The 12,978-nt window shown below is 68.4% G+C and carries 16 protein-coding genes; 8 read left to right on the plus strand and 8 right to left on the minus strand.

Annotated features, from left to right (window positions below; genetic code table 11):
* Window positions 1-90: 90 nt before the first annotated feature.
* The gene (locus ACJ512_RS10130; RefSeq protein WP_407686829.1) at window positions 91-339 is read left to right on the plus strand and encodes a DUF3039 domain-containing protein; all 249 of its coding nucleotides are present in this window, start codon (window positions 91-93) and stop codon (window positions 337-339) included.
* On the opposite strand, the gene ACJ512_RS10135 is transcribed toward ACJ512_RS10130, so the two are convergent.
* Entirely contained in the window at window positions 340-1,329 is a 990-nt protein-coding gene (locus ACJ512_RS10135; RefSeq protein ID WP_461480042.1) for a YihY/virulence factor BrkB family protein, read from the minus strand.
* Window positions 1,330-1,646: 317 nt separating this feature from the next.
* On the opposite strand from ACJ512_RS10135, the gene ACJ512_RS10140 reads away from it, so the two are divergent.
* The gene (locus tag ACJ512_RS10140) at window positions 1,647-2,873 is read left to right on the plus strand and encodes an IS110 family RNA-guided transposase (protein ID WP_461480091.1); all 1,227 of its coding nucleotides are present in this window, start codon (window positions 1,647-1,649) and stop codon (window positions 2,871-2,873) included.
* A gap of 80 nt (window positions 2,874-2,953) precedes the next feature.
* Here the strand turns inward: ACJ512_RS10140 and ACJ512_RS10145 are convergent, their stop codons facing one another.
* A complete protein-coding gene (locus tag ACJ512_RS10145; RefSeq protein WP_369739392.1) occupies window positions 2,954-3,136 on the minus strand; it encodes a DUF7455 domain-containing protein in 183 nt (60 codons plus the stop codon).
* 134 nt (window positions 3,137-3,270) lie between these two features.
* Between ACJ512_RS10145 and ACJ512_RS10150 the strand changes: the two genes are divergently transcribed.
* The gene (locus ACJ512_RS10150) at window positions 3,271-3,654 is read left to right on the plus strand and encodes a DUF952 domain-containing protein (RefSeq protein ID WP_407689845.1); all 384 of its coding nucleotides are present in this window, start codon (window positions 3,271-3,273) and stop codon (window positions 3,652-3,654) included.
* 58 nt (window positions 3,655-3,712) lie between these two features.
* Here ACJ512_RS10150 and ACJ512_RS10155 read toward each other — a convergent pair whose 3' ends face one another.
* The 3 genes from ACJ512_RS10155 to ppgK all read right to left on the minus strand — a co-directional run bounded on the left by ACJ512_RS10155 (window position 3,713) and on the right by ppgK (window position 7,728).
* Window positions 3,713-4,981 (minus strand): IS110 family RNA-guided transposase, encoded by a 1,269-nt coding sequence (locus ACJ512_RS10155; RefSeq protein WP_461480110.1) that lies wholly within the window; start codon window positions 4,979-4,981, stop codon window positions 3,713-3,715.
* Between the two features lie 240 nt (window positions 4,982-5,221).
* The gene (locus ACJ512_RS10160; RefSeq protein ID WP_461480043.1) at window positions 5,222-6,739 is read right to left on the minus strand and encodes an RNA polymerase sigma factor; all 1,518 of its coding nucleotides are present in this window, start codon (window positions 6,737-6,739) and stop codon (window positions 5,222-5,224) included.
* A gap of 179 nt (window positions 6,740-6,918) precedes the next feature.
* Complete coding sequence (ppgK, locus tag ACJ512_RS10165; protein ID WP_407687006.1) at window positions 6,919-7,728, minus strand: polyphosphate--glucose phosphotransferase; 810 nt, start codon at window positions 7,726-7,728, stop codon at window positions 6,919-6,921.
* 133 nt (window positions 7,729-7,861) lie between these two features.
* On the opposite strand from ppgK, the gene ACJ512_RS10170 reads away from it, so the two are divergent.
* Window positions 7,862-8,740 (plus strand): inositol monophosphatase family protein, encoded by an 879-nt coding sequence (locus tag ACJ512_RS10170; protein ID WP_407687005.1) that lies wholly within the window; start codon window positions 7,862-7,864, stop codon window positions 8,738-8,740.
* 9 nt (window positions 8,741-8,749) lie between these two features.
* Here ACJ512_RS10170 and cei read toward each other — a convergent pair whose 3' ends face one another.
* Window positions 8,750-9,400 (minus strand): envelope integrity protein Cei, encoded by a 651-nt coding sequence (gene cei, locus ACJ512_RS10175; protein WP_407687004.1) that lies wholly within the window; start codon window positions 9,398-9,400, stop codon window positions 8,750-8,752.
* Window positions 9,401-9,592: 192 nt separating this feature from the next.
* Between cei and ACJ512_RS10180 the strand changes: the two genes are divergently transcribed.
* Complete coding sequence (locus tag ACJ512_RS10180; protein ID WP_407687003.1) at window positions 9,593-9,895, plus strand: DUF4193 domain-containing protein; 303 nt, start codon at window positions 9,593-9,595, stop codon at window positions 9,893-9,895.
* A 9-nt stretch (window positions 9,896-9,904) separates the two neighbouring features.
* Here the strand turns inward: ACJ512_RS10180 and ACJ512_RS10185 are convergent, their stop codons facing one another.
* The gene (locus ACJ512_RS10185; RefSeq protein ID WP_407687002.1) at window positions 9,905-10,384 is read right to left on the minus strand and encodes a DUF3093 domain-containing protein; all 480 of its coding nucleotides are present in this window, start codon (window positions 10,382-10,384) and stop codon (window positions 9,905-9,907) included.
* A gap of 25 nt (window positions 10,385-10,409) precedes the next feature.
* On the opposite strand from ACJ512_RS10185, the gene dut reads away from it, so the two are divergent.
* Together dut and ACJ512_RS10195 are read left to right on the plus strand one after the other, a co-directional pair.
* Window positions 10,410-10,874 carry a dUTP diphosphatase gene (gene dut / locus ACJ512_RS10190; RefSeq protein WP_369739384.1) on the plus strand — a complete coding sequence of 155 codons (465 nt, stop codon included), beginning with the start codon at window positions 10,410-10,412 and terminating at the stop codon, window positions 10,872-10,874.
* 64 nt (window positions 10,875-10,938) lie between these two features.
* The gene (locus tag ACJ512_RS10195; protein ID WP_407687010.1) at window positions 10,939-11,754 is read left to right on the plus strand and encodes a DUF3710 domain-containing protein; all 816 of its coding nucleotides are present in this window, start codon (window positions 10,939-10,941) and stop codon (window positions 11,752-11,754) included.
* A gap of 15 nt (window positions 11,755-11,769) precedes the next feature.
* Here the strand turns inward: ACJ512_RS10195 and ACJ512_RS10200 are convergent, their stop codons facing one another.
* Window positions 11,770-12,468 carry an alpha/beta hydrolase gene (locus ACJ512_RS10200; RefSeq protein ID WP_461480044.1) on the minus strand — a complete coding sequence of 233 codons (699 nt, stop codon included), beginning with the start codon at window positions 12,466-12,468 and terminating at the stop codon, window positions 11,770-11,772.
* 130 nt (window positions 12,469-12,598) lie between these two features.
* On the opposite strand from ACJ512_RS10200, the gene ACJ512_RS10205 reads away from it, so the two are divergent.
* Entirely contained in the window at window positions 12,599-12,967 is a 369-nt protein-coding gene (locus ACJ512_RS10205) for an OB-fold nucleic acid binding domain-containing protein (protein WP_407687000.1), read from the plus strand.
* Window positions 12,968-12,978 lie beyond the last annotated feature (11 nt).

Raw genomic sequence — 12,978 nt, forward strand, 5'->3', positions numbered from 1 at the left:
CGATTCCGGCTCGGCCGGTTTTCCGACCGTGCGCAGCGGTGCACAATGTCGGGCATGGAGATGTCGGGTATGGAGATGTCGGGTATGGAGATGTCGGGTACGGAGACGCAGACGATCGAACGCACCGAGACCGACGAACGCGTCGACGACGGGACCGGCAGCGATACCCCGAGGTACTTCCACTACGTCAAGAAGGACAAGATCGCCGAGAGCGCGGTGATGGGCAGCCACGTGGTCGCGTTGTGCGGTGAGGTTTTTCCGGTGACGCGCGCGGCCAAGCCGGGGTCGCCGGTCTGCCCGGACTGCAAGAAGATCTACGAGACGCTCAAGAGGGGCTGATCAGACCGGCGGCTCGACCGTCGCGACGTCGCGCTGCTGCGCCGCCGGGCGCTCGGGCGAATCCCCGGTCGCCGCCAGCGCGCGCACGCGCGACATCAACCAGTGGCGCAACCGGTGGGCATGCGTCTTGGGCGCGGGGAACTCCTCCTGGACGGCGGCGTTGAGTTCGGCGCCCAGCATGATCGCGAAACCGCCGAAAAAGGCGAACAGCAGAAACGCGATGGGTGTCGACAGCGCCCCGTAGGTGTAGCCGGTACGGGTGATCCAGCTCAGGTAGATCCGCAGGCCCAGCGTGGTGACGACGAACACCGCCGTCGCCAGCACCGCCCCCAGGATCAGCCGGTGCGACGGCAGCGGCACCGGCAGCGCTACCCGGTACAGGATCATGATCCCGACCATCAGCCCGAGCGCCAGCGCCGGGTAGTAGCCGTAGTGCAGCACGTTGGCCAGGGTGACCGGGATGTGTTGTCCGATCTTGCGCGGGCCCACCACCAGCAACGGCGCCGTCGACACGACGACCACGAGCATCACCACGTACAGGAACAAGGCGAAGAACCGCTGACGCACGGGGTGGCGCAGCGGTGTCTGGCCATGCGCTTCGACCACGGAGTCGACGAACGCCGAGATCGCCGAGGAGCCCGCCCACAGCGAGATCACGAAGCCCAGCGACACCACCTCGCCCCGCGCGCCGTTGGTGATGTCGCGCATGGTGGGTTCGATGATCTCGTTGACCACGCTGCGGGAGAACACCGTGTGGGCCGTCGTGATCACCTGGCGTTCGATGCTGGGCAGCATGTCCGGCCCGAACAGCGGCGCCACGTAGGCCAGGCTGCCCAGCATGCCCAGCAGTAGCGGGGGCAGGGACAGCGCCGACCAGAAGCCGGCCTGCGCGGACTCGGAAAAGATCGAATCGTCCCAACTCTTCGCGAGAGTTCTGAGACAGATTCGCCAGACGTGGTGGCGGGACGGTTTCGCGACCTGATCGCTCACTGGACTACCTTCCTGAGGTCATCGCTTCTGGATGAAGCGTTGATGCACCCGAGGTGCCACCAGGTCACTGCCCTGCTCGCTTGACGCGGTTGATGTCCAGTATGAGATCTGCAGGCCCTGGTGGTTGCCCGGGGCGTGTCGACCGTCGATAGGGCTGAGCGCCAACGCCGCGTCTGGCTGCGAGCGCCGATCAGTGAGCGGACCGGCAACCACGTCCCGGCACCAGCGGCACCAGAAAAGATGGGTGCCTCCCCACTGGGACTAGCAGCGAGGAGGCTGACGTGAAGTCTGCCAGCAATACCCCGACCGATACCACCCTGCCGCAGGAGCCGCCGGGGGGTGTGACCGCCGGTCTGGACTGGGCCCGCGACGACCACGCGGTCAGCGTCGTCGATGACCGGGGCCGCGAACTCGACCGAGCCACGGTGCCCCATAGCGCGCCCGGACTGCGGGAACTCATCGCTTTCCTGCGCCGCCATGGAGTGGGTGAGGTCGCCATCGAACGTCCCGACGGGCCAGTCGTCGACGCCCTGCTGCTCGCCGGTCTGGCCGTGGTGGTGATCTCGCCGAATCAGGTCAAGAACCTGCGCGGCCGCTACGGCTCGGCCGGCAACAAGGACGACCGGTTCGACGCCTACGTGCTCGCCGACACCCTGCGCACCGACCGCGCCCGGCTGCGGGCGCTGATCCCCGATACCGACGCCACCGTCGCCCTGCGGCGCGCCTGCCGCGCCCGCAAGGACTTGGTCAATCACCGTGTGGCCGTTGCCAATCAGCTGCGCGCACACCTGCGCAACGTGCTGCCTGCCGCCGTCGGATTGTTCAAAGACATCGACTCCGCGATCAGCCTGGCGTTCCTGACCCGATTCGACACCCAGGACAAGATCGACTGGCTGACCCCCAAACGGCTCGGCGACTGGCTCGCCAAGCAGGGCTACTCCGGCAAGGTCGACCCCGCCGTGCTGCACCACCGCATCCTTGACGCTGCCCCCGGCGCAACCGGTTCTCACGGCAGCACCCAGGCCCACATCACCGCCAGCTACGTCGCACTGCTGGGCACCCTGGTCGCACAGATCAAAGCGCTCTCGACCCAGATCGAGGCACAACTGGACACCCACGCCGACGCCCACATCTTCACGTCCCTGCCCCGCGCCGGACGGGTCCGCGCCGCGCGCCTGCTTGCCGAAATCGGGGACTGCCGTGCTCGATTCCCCACCCCGGAGTCGCTGACCTGTCTGGCCGGCGCCGCGCCCTCTACGCGCCAGTCCGGCAAATCCCGCATTGTCGGATTCCGCTGGGCTTGCGACAAACAACTCCGTGACGCCGTCACCGACTTCGCCGCCGACACCCGACTGGTCAACCCCTGGGCCGCCGACCTCTACGACAGGGCCCGAACCCGCGGGCACGACCACCCCCACGCCGTACGCATCCTCGCCCGCGCCTGGCTGCACATCATCTGGCACTGCTGGCAAGACAACCTCGCCTACGCCCCCGACAAACACCGCGCACTCCAACGAATCCTCACCCAAGACGAGGCGGCTTGACATAGGGCTTCTCATACGAGTCCAGCATTACCGAAAACTGCGCCCGCGGCCCACATTGGCCGCGGGCGAGTTGGTGTTGGCTAGCTCTCGCTGAACTCCAGCACGGCGGCCAACTCGACCAGCTTGGCTTCGTGCTCGTTCGCGTGGTGCTGGCAGAAGAGAAGCTCGGCTCCGGAGGGCAGCGTGGCCCGTACGCGGGCCGCGGCGCCGCAGCGGTCGCAGCGGTCAGCTCTGGTCAAGGGACTGGTCAGAGTTGCGTTCATGGCTTCTCCGTTCTGGCGTTTATTCACTGTCTCAGACGTATGGGGTTTTCGCGTTGTTCCCCGATCGTTATCGGGTGTGTCGTTTCTCACGCGCTCCTGACGCCTTCCAGGAAGGCTCTTTAAGGTGTCCTTCCGTGACCTTCGCTCCTGACGTACTGGTGCATTTGTGCGGTGCCGACGAGTGGTCGCGGGCTCGCGAGGAGGGCGCGATCCGGCCGGAACCGTCCGGCTCTGACGTCGGGTCCGGGTTCATCCACCTGTCGACGCCGCAGCAGGTGCATCTGCCGGCAAACCGGCTCTACCGCGGCCGTGCGGACCTGGTGATGCTGCACATCAATCCTGGGCTGCTGGATTCGCCTGTTCGTTGGGAGCCCGGTGTGGCAACGGATCCGACCTCCATGGTGTTCCCGCATTTGTACGGTCCGTTGCCGGTCAGCGCTGTTATTCGGGTCACGGCTTACCGGCCGGGGCCCGATGGTGCGTTCCCGCCGGTCGCCGTAGCACCGGGGTCCGGGTAGCCGCGCGCCCGGTTCGCTAATCCGAAAATGGCGGTGAGCTGACTCGATACGGGTGTGGTCAGGCTGCGGGGGTGAGGGTGACGGTGTAGCCGAGTGCTTCGAGTTGGCGGATGTGGTTGCGTTTTTTGACCTCTGGGTTTGTGTGTTTGGTGAAGTGATCGGCGCCGAGATCGGTGAAGTGGGTGTCCTGGTCGGCCAGGAGGTGCCAGACGATGACGAGGATGGAGCGGCCGACGGCGACGATGGCGCGTTTCTTGCCTCGTCGGCGGGCGATGCGCCGGTAGCGTTCGCCCAGGAAGGTGTCGGTGCGCCCGGCCACCACGGCGGCCTCGCCCAGGACCCGCGCCAGGTAGCGATTACCGTGCCCGGTCGAGCCGTTGCCCTTGGTTTTGCCTGCCGAGGAGTTGATCCCCGGTGAGAACTTCGCCGATGAACACAGGTGCCCGGCGGTGGGGAAGCGCGACATGTCGGTGCCGATTTCGGCGAGGATGATCGCGGCGGCGATGGGCCCGATGCCGGGGATTTCATCCAGGCGTGTCGCCGCCGCGGCGAAAGGGGCCAGATAGGCCTCGATTTGTTCGTCGAGGGCGGCGATGTCGGCGTCGATACCGTCGATGCGGTCCAACATCCGCGCCAGCAGGAACCCGTGATGGGCGTCGAAGTGGCCGTTGAACGCGTCCTCGAGCCGGCCGATCTTGGTCCGCATCCGAGACCGCGCCATCTGCGCGAGTACCTTGGGGTCGCGTTCGCCGGAGATCAACGCCGCCATCATCGCGCGCCCGGACACCCCGAAAATATCGGAGGCCACCACCGAGAGCTTGATGCAGGCGTCCTCGAGCAGCTTTTCGACCCGGTTCTTCTCCGCGGTGCGCACCCCGACCAGGTCGATGCGGTAGCGGGTCAGATCCCGCAACCGCCGGATCGGTGGGGGTGGCACAAAGCTGGGCCGCAGCATCTGGCGTTCGGCCACCTTGCACAACCACACCGCATCCAGCACATCGGTCTTGGGTCGGCCCGGGAGATGTTTGACATCGCGGGCGTTGACCAGCCACGGATCCAGCCCGTGGGCCTCCAGCAGGTAGAACACCGGTTTCCAGTAATCCGAGGTGGCTTCCATCACCACCCGCTCGACCCGTAACTCGACCAGTCGGTTGGCCAACTCGATCAGCGAGCCGGTCATCGTCGACTGCGTCGACACCTCCTGCAACCGTTTGCGCGCGCTGTCGGGCGCAGGAACACGCACACAGCACACCAGTTCGGCCTTGCCGATATCCAGGGCCGCGACCCTGGCGATGATCTGTTCGTCATCATGGGACTCCTGCAACACCGCCACTGACCTCCCGTCTCCACACCGATCTATATCTAAGGGTGTGGTCGCCCGTGGAATCGCAAGGCCAACAACAGAATCTAATCCTCGTGCTCGAACAAGCGGCAACAATGAAGGGCCCACAACGCGATCCCAGCACCCGGCTAGACGACGGCCTGCAAGGACCATAGAGCGACGGCGTCGCAAGGCGACCACCACACCATTTTCACCCCGGAACGGGCGACCACAAGGTCAATTTGGCTAGTCGAGGTAGTCGCGCAACACCTGGGAGCGGCTGGGGTGGCGCAGCTTCGACATCGTCTTGGACTCGATCTGGCGGATGCGCTCGCGGGTGACCCCGTAGACCTGGCCGATCTCGTCGAGGGTGCGGGGCTGGCCGTCGGTGAGACCGAAGCGCAGGCGTACCACGCCGGCCTCGCGTTCCGACAGCGTCTCCAGCACGGACTGCAGCTGGTCCTGCAGCAGCGTGAACGACACCGCGTCGACGGCCACCACGGCCTCGCTGTCCTCGATGAAGTCGCCCAGCTGGCTGTCGCCCTCGTCGCCGATGGTCTGGTCCAGCGAGATCGGCTCGCGGGCGTACTGCTGGATCTCGAGCACCTTTTCGGGCGTGATGTCCATTTCTTTGGCGAGCTCTTCGGGCGTGGGCTCGCGGCCCAGGTCCTGCAGCAGCTCGCGCTGGATGCGCCCCAGCTTGTTGATCACCTCGACCATGTGCACCGGGATGCGGATGGTGCGGGCCTGGTCGGCCATGGCGCGGGTGATGGCCTGGCGGATCCACCACGTCGCATAGGTGGAGAACTTGTAGCCCTTGGTGTAGTCGAACTTCTCGACCGCGCGGATCAGGCCCAGGTTGCCCTCCTGGATCAGGTCGAGGAACGCCATGCCGCGGCCGGTGTAGCGCTTGGCCAGCGAGACGACTAGCCGCAGGTTGGCTTCCAGCAGGTGGTTCTTCGCGCGGTCGCCGTCGCGGCAGATCCACATCATGTCGCGGCGCTGGGCCGCGGGCAGTTTGTCGCCGCGGTCGGCCATCTCGGTCATCAGCTGGGTGGCGTACAGGCCGGCCTCGATGCGCTTCGCCAGCTCCACCTCTTCCTCGGCGTTGAGCAGCGCCACCTTGCCGATCTGCTTGAGGTAGGCGCGGACCGAGTCGGCGGAGGCGGTGAGTTCGGCGTCCTTACGGGCCTGGCGCAGCGCCTCGGATTCGTCTTCGTCCCACACGAAATCGCCGGACGCCTTGTCCTTCTCGCTGGGCTCGGCGATCTCCTCGTCGTCTTCGGCGGGAGCCGCAGCCGCGGCCGCGGCGGGGGCGGTGGCGGCGTCATCCTCGGCGTCGCCCGCGTCGAGTTCGGCGTCGTCGCCTTCCGGTGCCGCATCGTCATCGAGGTCGTCGAGACCGAGGTCGGCGATGTCGATCTCGTCGGCCGGCTCGAGGTCCGGCTCGGTGTCCAGCTCCTCGCCGGTCTCGAGCGCATGCGAGTCGGCCGCGGATTCCTTTGCGGCCGCTTTGGTGCCGCGGGCCGGGGCCTTCGCGGCGGCGCCCTTTGCGGTGGTGCGGGTTTTCTTCTCCTCGCCACCCGCCGCATCGGTCTCGGGCCCCGCCGTGGACTTGGAGCTGCGCGGTGTGGCCTTGGCGGCCCGCTTCGCGGGCGCGGCGCCGTTGGCGGACTTTGCCGCCGGTCGCTTTGCGGGGGACGCTGGTGACTTCGTGGCGTTGCGCTTCACCGGTTCATCGGTGCTGGGTTTGGTCGCTGCCACTTACACCCCTTCGTTCGGATTCACTCACGGCGCTCTGGGCATACTGAACCGAAAGTGTCTGCTATGTCGAATGTCGGCGTTGGATATCAGCGTGGCGATACGCACGCTAATGACTTTGGGCTGCCGCCGTGGACCATTGTAACGATACCGGGCGCCCGGACCGTCCGACCGGGCGAAATTCAGTGCGTCACGGCGGCGGTGGCGGCCATGGCCGCACCCACGATGCCGGCGGTGTTCTGCAGCGCCGCGGCCACCACCGGGGTGCGGTTCTCGAGCAGCGGAATCCACTTGTCGCCCTTGCGGCTGATGCCGCCACCTGCGATGAACAAGTCCGGCCAGATGGCGTTCTCGATGGCCACCAGCACCCGGGTGACCTGCTTTGCCCACTTCTCGTAGCTCCAGCCGTGCTTCTCCTTCACCGATGACGCCGCCCGCTGCTCGGCCTCTTTGCCGCCGACCTCGAGGTGACCGAACTCGGTGTTGGGAATCAACGCGCCGTTGTGGATGAGCGCGGAGCCGATCCCGGTGCCGAACGTCAGCAGCACCACCAGTCCGGCCCTGCCTTTGCCCGCTCCGTAGTGCTCCTCGGCGAGTCCGGCCGCGTCGGCGTCGTTGAGGATGGTCACGTCCTGGCCGTTCAGTTCGGCGCTGATGACGTCGCGGGCGTTGGTGCCGATCCAGGACTTGTCGACGTTGGCCGCCGTCTGGACGACGCCGTGGGTGACCACACCCGGGTAGGTGACCCCGAGCGGACCCGTCCACCCGAATCCGTTGACGACCTCGGCGATGGCCTTGGCGACTGCCAACGGCGTTGCCGGTTGCGGGGTCGGCAACTTGATCCGGTCGCCGACCAACAGGCCGGTGTCCATGTCGACGATGCCACCCTTGATGCCGCTGCCGCCGACGTCGACGCCGAATCCACGACGCTGCGGCAGACCGGCGACTGTCTCGGGGCCAGGCGTGTCCGTGGTCGGTTCGGTGCTGGTCATCGAGTCTCCTCGGCGGGGGAGAGAGGGCGGGCGAGAGAGGGCGGGGGCGATAGGTAGTCCGGCTCACCTTAGCTTGGTGACGAAGCGGGCCGACGTTTCTGCGTGGCCGTGGCGATTGTGATGCGATGGAGCGGTGACCGGAACCGACGACGACCCCGCCCTGCTGCGTTCGGTGGCCGAGACGCTGGCCACCGAGGCCGCCGAGTTCGTGCGGCGCCGCCGCGCCGAGGTGTTCGGCGCGCATGCGGGCGCCCCGAGTGCCCCAGGTGACGGCGCGGTGCGCTCCAAGAGCACTCCGACCGACCCCGTCACCGTCGTGGACACCGAAACCGAACGGCTGCTGCGAGACCGGTTGGCGCGGCTACGCCCCGGTGACCCCATCCTCGGGGAGGAGGGCGGTGGCCCCGCCGAGGTGACGGCCGCGCACGACGGGGCGGTCACCTGGGTGCTCGACCCCATCGACGGCACGGTGAATTTCGTGTACGGCATCCCCGCCTACGCGGTGTCGGTCGGCGCCCAGATCGACGGCGTGTCGGTGGCCGGGGCGGTCGCCGACGTCGTCGCCGGCCGGTTGTATTCGGCGGCGACCGGCCTCGGCGCGCACGTCAGCGACGGCCACGAGTCGCGTTCGTTGCGGTGCGCGGTGGTCGAGGATCTCTCGATGGCGTTGTTGGGCACCGGTTTCGGCTACTCCGCGTCTCGCCGCGCGGCCCAGGCCGAGTTGCTGGCCAGGATGTTGCCGATGGTGCGCGACGTGCGCCGCATCGGTTCTGCGGCGCTGGACCTGTGCATGGTCGCGGCGGGCCGGCTGGACGCCTACTACGAGCACGGGTTGCAGGTGTGGGACTGCGCCGCCGGCGGGTTGATCGCGGCGGAGGCGGGCGCTCGGGTGGTGCTGCCGCCCCGCGACGTCGACGGGGCGGGGCTGGTGATGGCCGCGGCGCCCGGCATCGCCGACGAGTTGGTCGCGGCCCTGGAGCGGTTCAACGGCCTGGACCCGATCCTGGACTGAGCAGAGCTCTCAGCAGCTGCTGGCGTGAATCTTCTGCAGCAGCATGGGATCCGACGGCTCGGTGGCACCGGGGCGCAGGCTGGCAAGCACGGCGTCGATGTCGTCGGTGTGCGCCAGCGTGCCGAAGTCGGTGCCCAGCGCAAGGTCGACGGAGTCGTCGGCGCGGTTGTCGTTGAACAGTTCCGTGCACGGCGCCACCAGCCACACCGCCGCCGCGGTGGCCTGTCCGGCCGTCCCGAAGCGGATCTGGCCCTGGCAGTTGAGCCGCGTGCCGGCGTAGATCGGGTCGTTGGCGACGGTCGGCTGCGCGAAACCCAGGTCTTTCATCGCGCCGGCGACGTCGGCGGCCTGGCCGCCGCGGCCGCTCGCGTTGAGCACCCGCACCTTGGTGTCGGCGAGTCTGGCGGGCGACACGTCCATCATCGCCGTGCGCGACACCTGCTCGCCGAGCTGCGGGCGGGCCGATCCCGGCGGTTGGGGCGGCGGATTGCACGCCTCGGCCTCGCGAACCGTCACGGGCCGCGTCAGCGCCACGGTCCAGACCACGCCGGTCGCCACGATCAGCAGCACCAGCACCACGATGGCCGGTCGAGGGTTGCGGCGCCGAAATGGCCGACCGTGCTTGTCGAACGCTGTACCCTGTGTGATTTGTGCGACCACAGGTGCACTCTAGTCGCACACCGATCACACTGTTTTGACGCCGAACGCAAGACTTATCTTGCGGTGTGATGCAAATCACACATTAACGGGTCGAGATACGGGCACGAATCGTTTGGTGGATGCGTTCGACGCTGATACAAAGCGTTGCTTGAAGTTATAGGGCTTGCGAGGGGAACAGGGCAGGTAATAGATATGCCGACCGATTACGACGCTCCACGGCGAACCGAGACGGACGACGTCTCGGAAGACTCGCTGGAGGAGCTCAAAGCACGGCGGAACGAGGCGGCGTCGGCGGTGGTCGATGTCGACGAATCCGAGACGGCCGAGTCTTTCGAGCTGCCCGGCGCCGACCTGTCCGGCGAGGAGCTTTCAGTACGCGTCATTCCGAAGCAGGCGGACGAGTTCACCTGTTCGAGTTGCTTCCTGGTGCAACACCGCAGCCGGCTGGCCAGCGAGAAGAACGGCGTGATGATCTGTACCGACTGCGAGGCCTGAGAGCTGCACTCAGCTTGTCAGGGCCGACAGCACCCGCCCGGGGTGACGGCAACTCACCAGCCAGTACGGCGTGGGGTCGTCCGGGTCGTCGAGGACGACCAGGACCATCGGGCCTATCCACGCCCGGTGCAGCACAAAGGCGGCGGGGTCGAGTTGCCGGCCCAGGGCCGCGGACTTTGCCGAGCGCGGGATCTCCGCGGACCGGGTTATCGCCGTGACGGGCAGATGCGCCCGGCCCGCCCACAGCTCGACACCGTCGGGCCCGGCTGTGACTTGTATCTCGATACGGCCCAGCCACAGCAGCGTTCCCGCGGCGACCGTGAACAAAGTCACGAACGGCACCCAGGCCGGCAGAGCCGCGCCCGCACCCATGTTGACCTCGAAGGCGATCAGCCCTGCCAGCGCCAAGCCGAGCGGCCACCACCACCACGGCACCCACAGCCGCTCGCGGTACCGCACGCTGCGGGGCGCGACGCGCGTTCCAGACACGCGGTCAAGGGTAATCTGTGCCCCCGTGTCGACCCCTCTGGCGATCGTTCGCCTCGACCCCGAGCTTCCGGTGCCCGCGCGCGCTCACAGCGGCGACGCCGGAGTGGACCTCTACAGCGCGGAAGACGTGACGCTCGATCCGGGACACCGTGCGCTGGTGCGGACGGGGGTCGCGGTCGCCATCCCGTTCGGGATGGTCGGGCTGGTCCACCCCCGCTCGGGGTTGGCGGCGCGGGTGGGACTTTCGATCGTCAACAGCCCGGGCACCATCGACGCCGGCTACCGCGGTGAGATCAAGGTCTCACTGATCAACCTCGACCCGGCCGAGCCCATCGTGGTGCATCGCGGAGACCGCATCGCCCAACTGCTGGTGCAGCGGGTGGAATTGTTGGAGCTGGTCGAGGTCGCGTCGTTCGACGAGGCCGGGCTGGCCGAGACGTCCCGTGGCGACGGCGGCCACGGATCCTCCGGCGGACACGCGAGTTTGTGACCGCCGGCGGGAATGCTGAGGGAAGCGATGCAGACGGATGCGATGAGGAGGAGCGGCGCTGATGGTGGCATTCGGCAGGCGCTCAGGTAAACGCGGTGGGGACCAGGCCCCCGACGCCCCCGGCGCGCCGGGCGACGGACCCGCGGAAACGGATCGGCCCGTCGAGGAGCCGGTCGAGGCGGAGGCTGCCGGCGCGCAGGCCGCCGACGAGCCGGCCGCACTCGAGGGCCCGTTCGACATCGACGACTTCGACGACCCGGCCGTCGCGCAGGTGGCCCGGCTCGATCTGGGTTCGGTGCTCATCCCGATGCCCGACGGCGGCCAGTTGCAGGTCGAGCTGACCGAGACCGGCGTTCCCAGCGCTGTGTGGGTCGTCACACCCAATGGCCGTTTCACCATCGCCGCCTACGCGGCGCCGAAGACGGGCGGTCTGTGGCGGGAGGTGGCCGCCGAGCTCGCGGAGTCGCTGCGCAACGACTCGGCCAAGGTCAGCATCCAGGACGGGCCGTGGGGCCGGGAAGTGGTCGGCAGCGCCGCCGGGGTGGTGCGTTTCATCGGGGTCGACGGTTATCGCTGGATGATTCGTTGCGTGGTCAACGGCACGCACGAGACGATCGAGGCGCTGGACCGGGAGGCCCGTGCGGCGTTGGCGGACACGGTGGTTCGCCGCGGCGACACGCCCCTGCCGGTGCGGACGCCGCTCGCGGTGGAGCTGCCCGAAGCGATGGTGGCGCAGCTGCGGGAGGCCGCCGCCGCCCAGCAGGCCCCGCAGCAGGACCAGCAGGCCGACGACGCACAACCGGCGCCGGACGGGCCCACGGAACGCCGCAGCGCCCAGGGATCGGCCATGCAGCAGCTGCGGTCGACGACCGGCGGCTGACCCGGATCCCGGGGCTCACACGTCGGCCAGGGCCGCCAGGCACGCCGTGCCGAGTTCGGCGGTGTCGGCGCCGAACTGCCGCAGCGTCACCGTGCGCAGGGCCGCACGCGGCGCGGCGGCGACCCATTCCACCGCGACCTGCAGCGGGTGCACGGTGTCGTCGACGGCGCCGACCACGGCCAGCGGCGCGGCCAGCCGGGCCAATTCGGCGTGGCTGGGCGCGACGTAGCCCGCCGCTGCGTCCATGGCGTCGGGCAAGTGCGGCCATTGCGCCCGCCACGACCGCGCCAGCTCGTCGCCGAGCCAGGGCGGGCTGGATGCCCGCATCTGGCTCGTCGTCGCCGCCAACCCGTCGCTGCGCAGCCGGGCCGCCGAGTACCGGGCCGCCAGCGCGGCGGGCGCCGACCCCGGCGCTCCGGCCCAGGCCGGCAGCGCGGCCAGCACGGCGACCGTGCGATCCGGGTGCGCCAGCGCCCAGGCGGTTGCCACCGCGGCGCCGATCGAGATGCCGCCGACGCAGACCGGCCCGTCACGCGCGGCGTCGTCCAGGGCGGACAGATACCCGTCGACCAACCGCTCCGGGCGCGGCGCGGGGGCCACGAGCAGCGCACCGACCCGCCCCAACGGGCCGGAGAACGCCCGCCGGACGTAGTCGTCGTCGGAGCCGGTCCCGGGCAGCAGCACGGTGGTGACACCGCTCAGATCGACACCCACCTCTCCGATAGTGCCCGGCCGTGACGTTCGCTCCAACACGAGGTTTGGCCCGGTTGGCGCGTGGGAACCAACAGGTCTACGGTGTCCGTTGGCATAACGGAAAGCGCCATCAGCATTGTCAGGAGTGGCCATGGGGGCCCAAGGGTATCTGCGCCGGCTCACCCGTCGGTTGACGGAGCACCCGGATCAACGCGACTCCGAGGAGTTGTCCGACGAAGTGACGAGTACCGGCGCGCAGCGTGTGATCGATTGCGAGCGCGGCCAGGAGGTCACCATGGTCGGCACGCTGCGCAGCGTGGAGACCAACGGCAAGGGATGCTCGGGCGGCGTTCGCGCCGAGTTGTTCGACGGCACCGACACCGTCACCCTCGTGTGGTTGGGTCAGCGCCGCATTCCCGGCATCGACTCGGGCCGCACGCTGCGGGTGCGGGGCCGGGTGGGCAAGCTCGAGAACGGCGCCAAGGCGATCTACAACCCGCACTACGAAATTCAGCGGTGACCGTCTCCGAC

The organism is Mycobacterium cajalii, assembly GCF_045809005.2.
Lineage (GTDB): Bacteria > Actinomycetota > Actinomycetes > Mycobacteriales > Mycobacteriaceae > Mycobacterium.

What these genes read in the sequence shown, in the direction of transcription:
- ACJ512_RS10180 (WP_407687003.1), top strand. Translation starts at nt 9,593, where the DNA reads ATGCCGACCGATTACGACGCTCCACGGCGAACCGAGACGGACGACGTC.
- ACJ512_RS10130 (WP_407686829.1), top strand. Translation starts at nt 91, where the DNA reads ATGTCGGGTACGGAGACGCAGACGATCGAACGCACCGAGACCGACGAA.
- ACJ512_RS10205 (WP_407687000.1), top strand. Translation starts at nt 12,599, where the DNA reads ATGGGGGCCCAAGGGTATCTGCGCCGGCTCACCCGTCGGTTGACGGAG.
- ACJ512_RS10145 (WP_369739392.1), bottom strand. Translation starts at nt 3,136, where the DNA reads ATGAACGCAACTCTGACCAGTCCCTTGACCAGAGCTGACCGCTGCGAC.
- ppgK (WP_407687006.1), bottom strand. Translation starts at nt 7,728, where the DNA reads ATGACCAGCACCGAACCGACCACGGACACGCCTGGCCCCGAGACAGTC.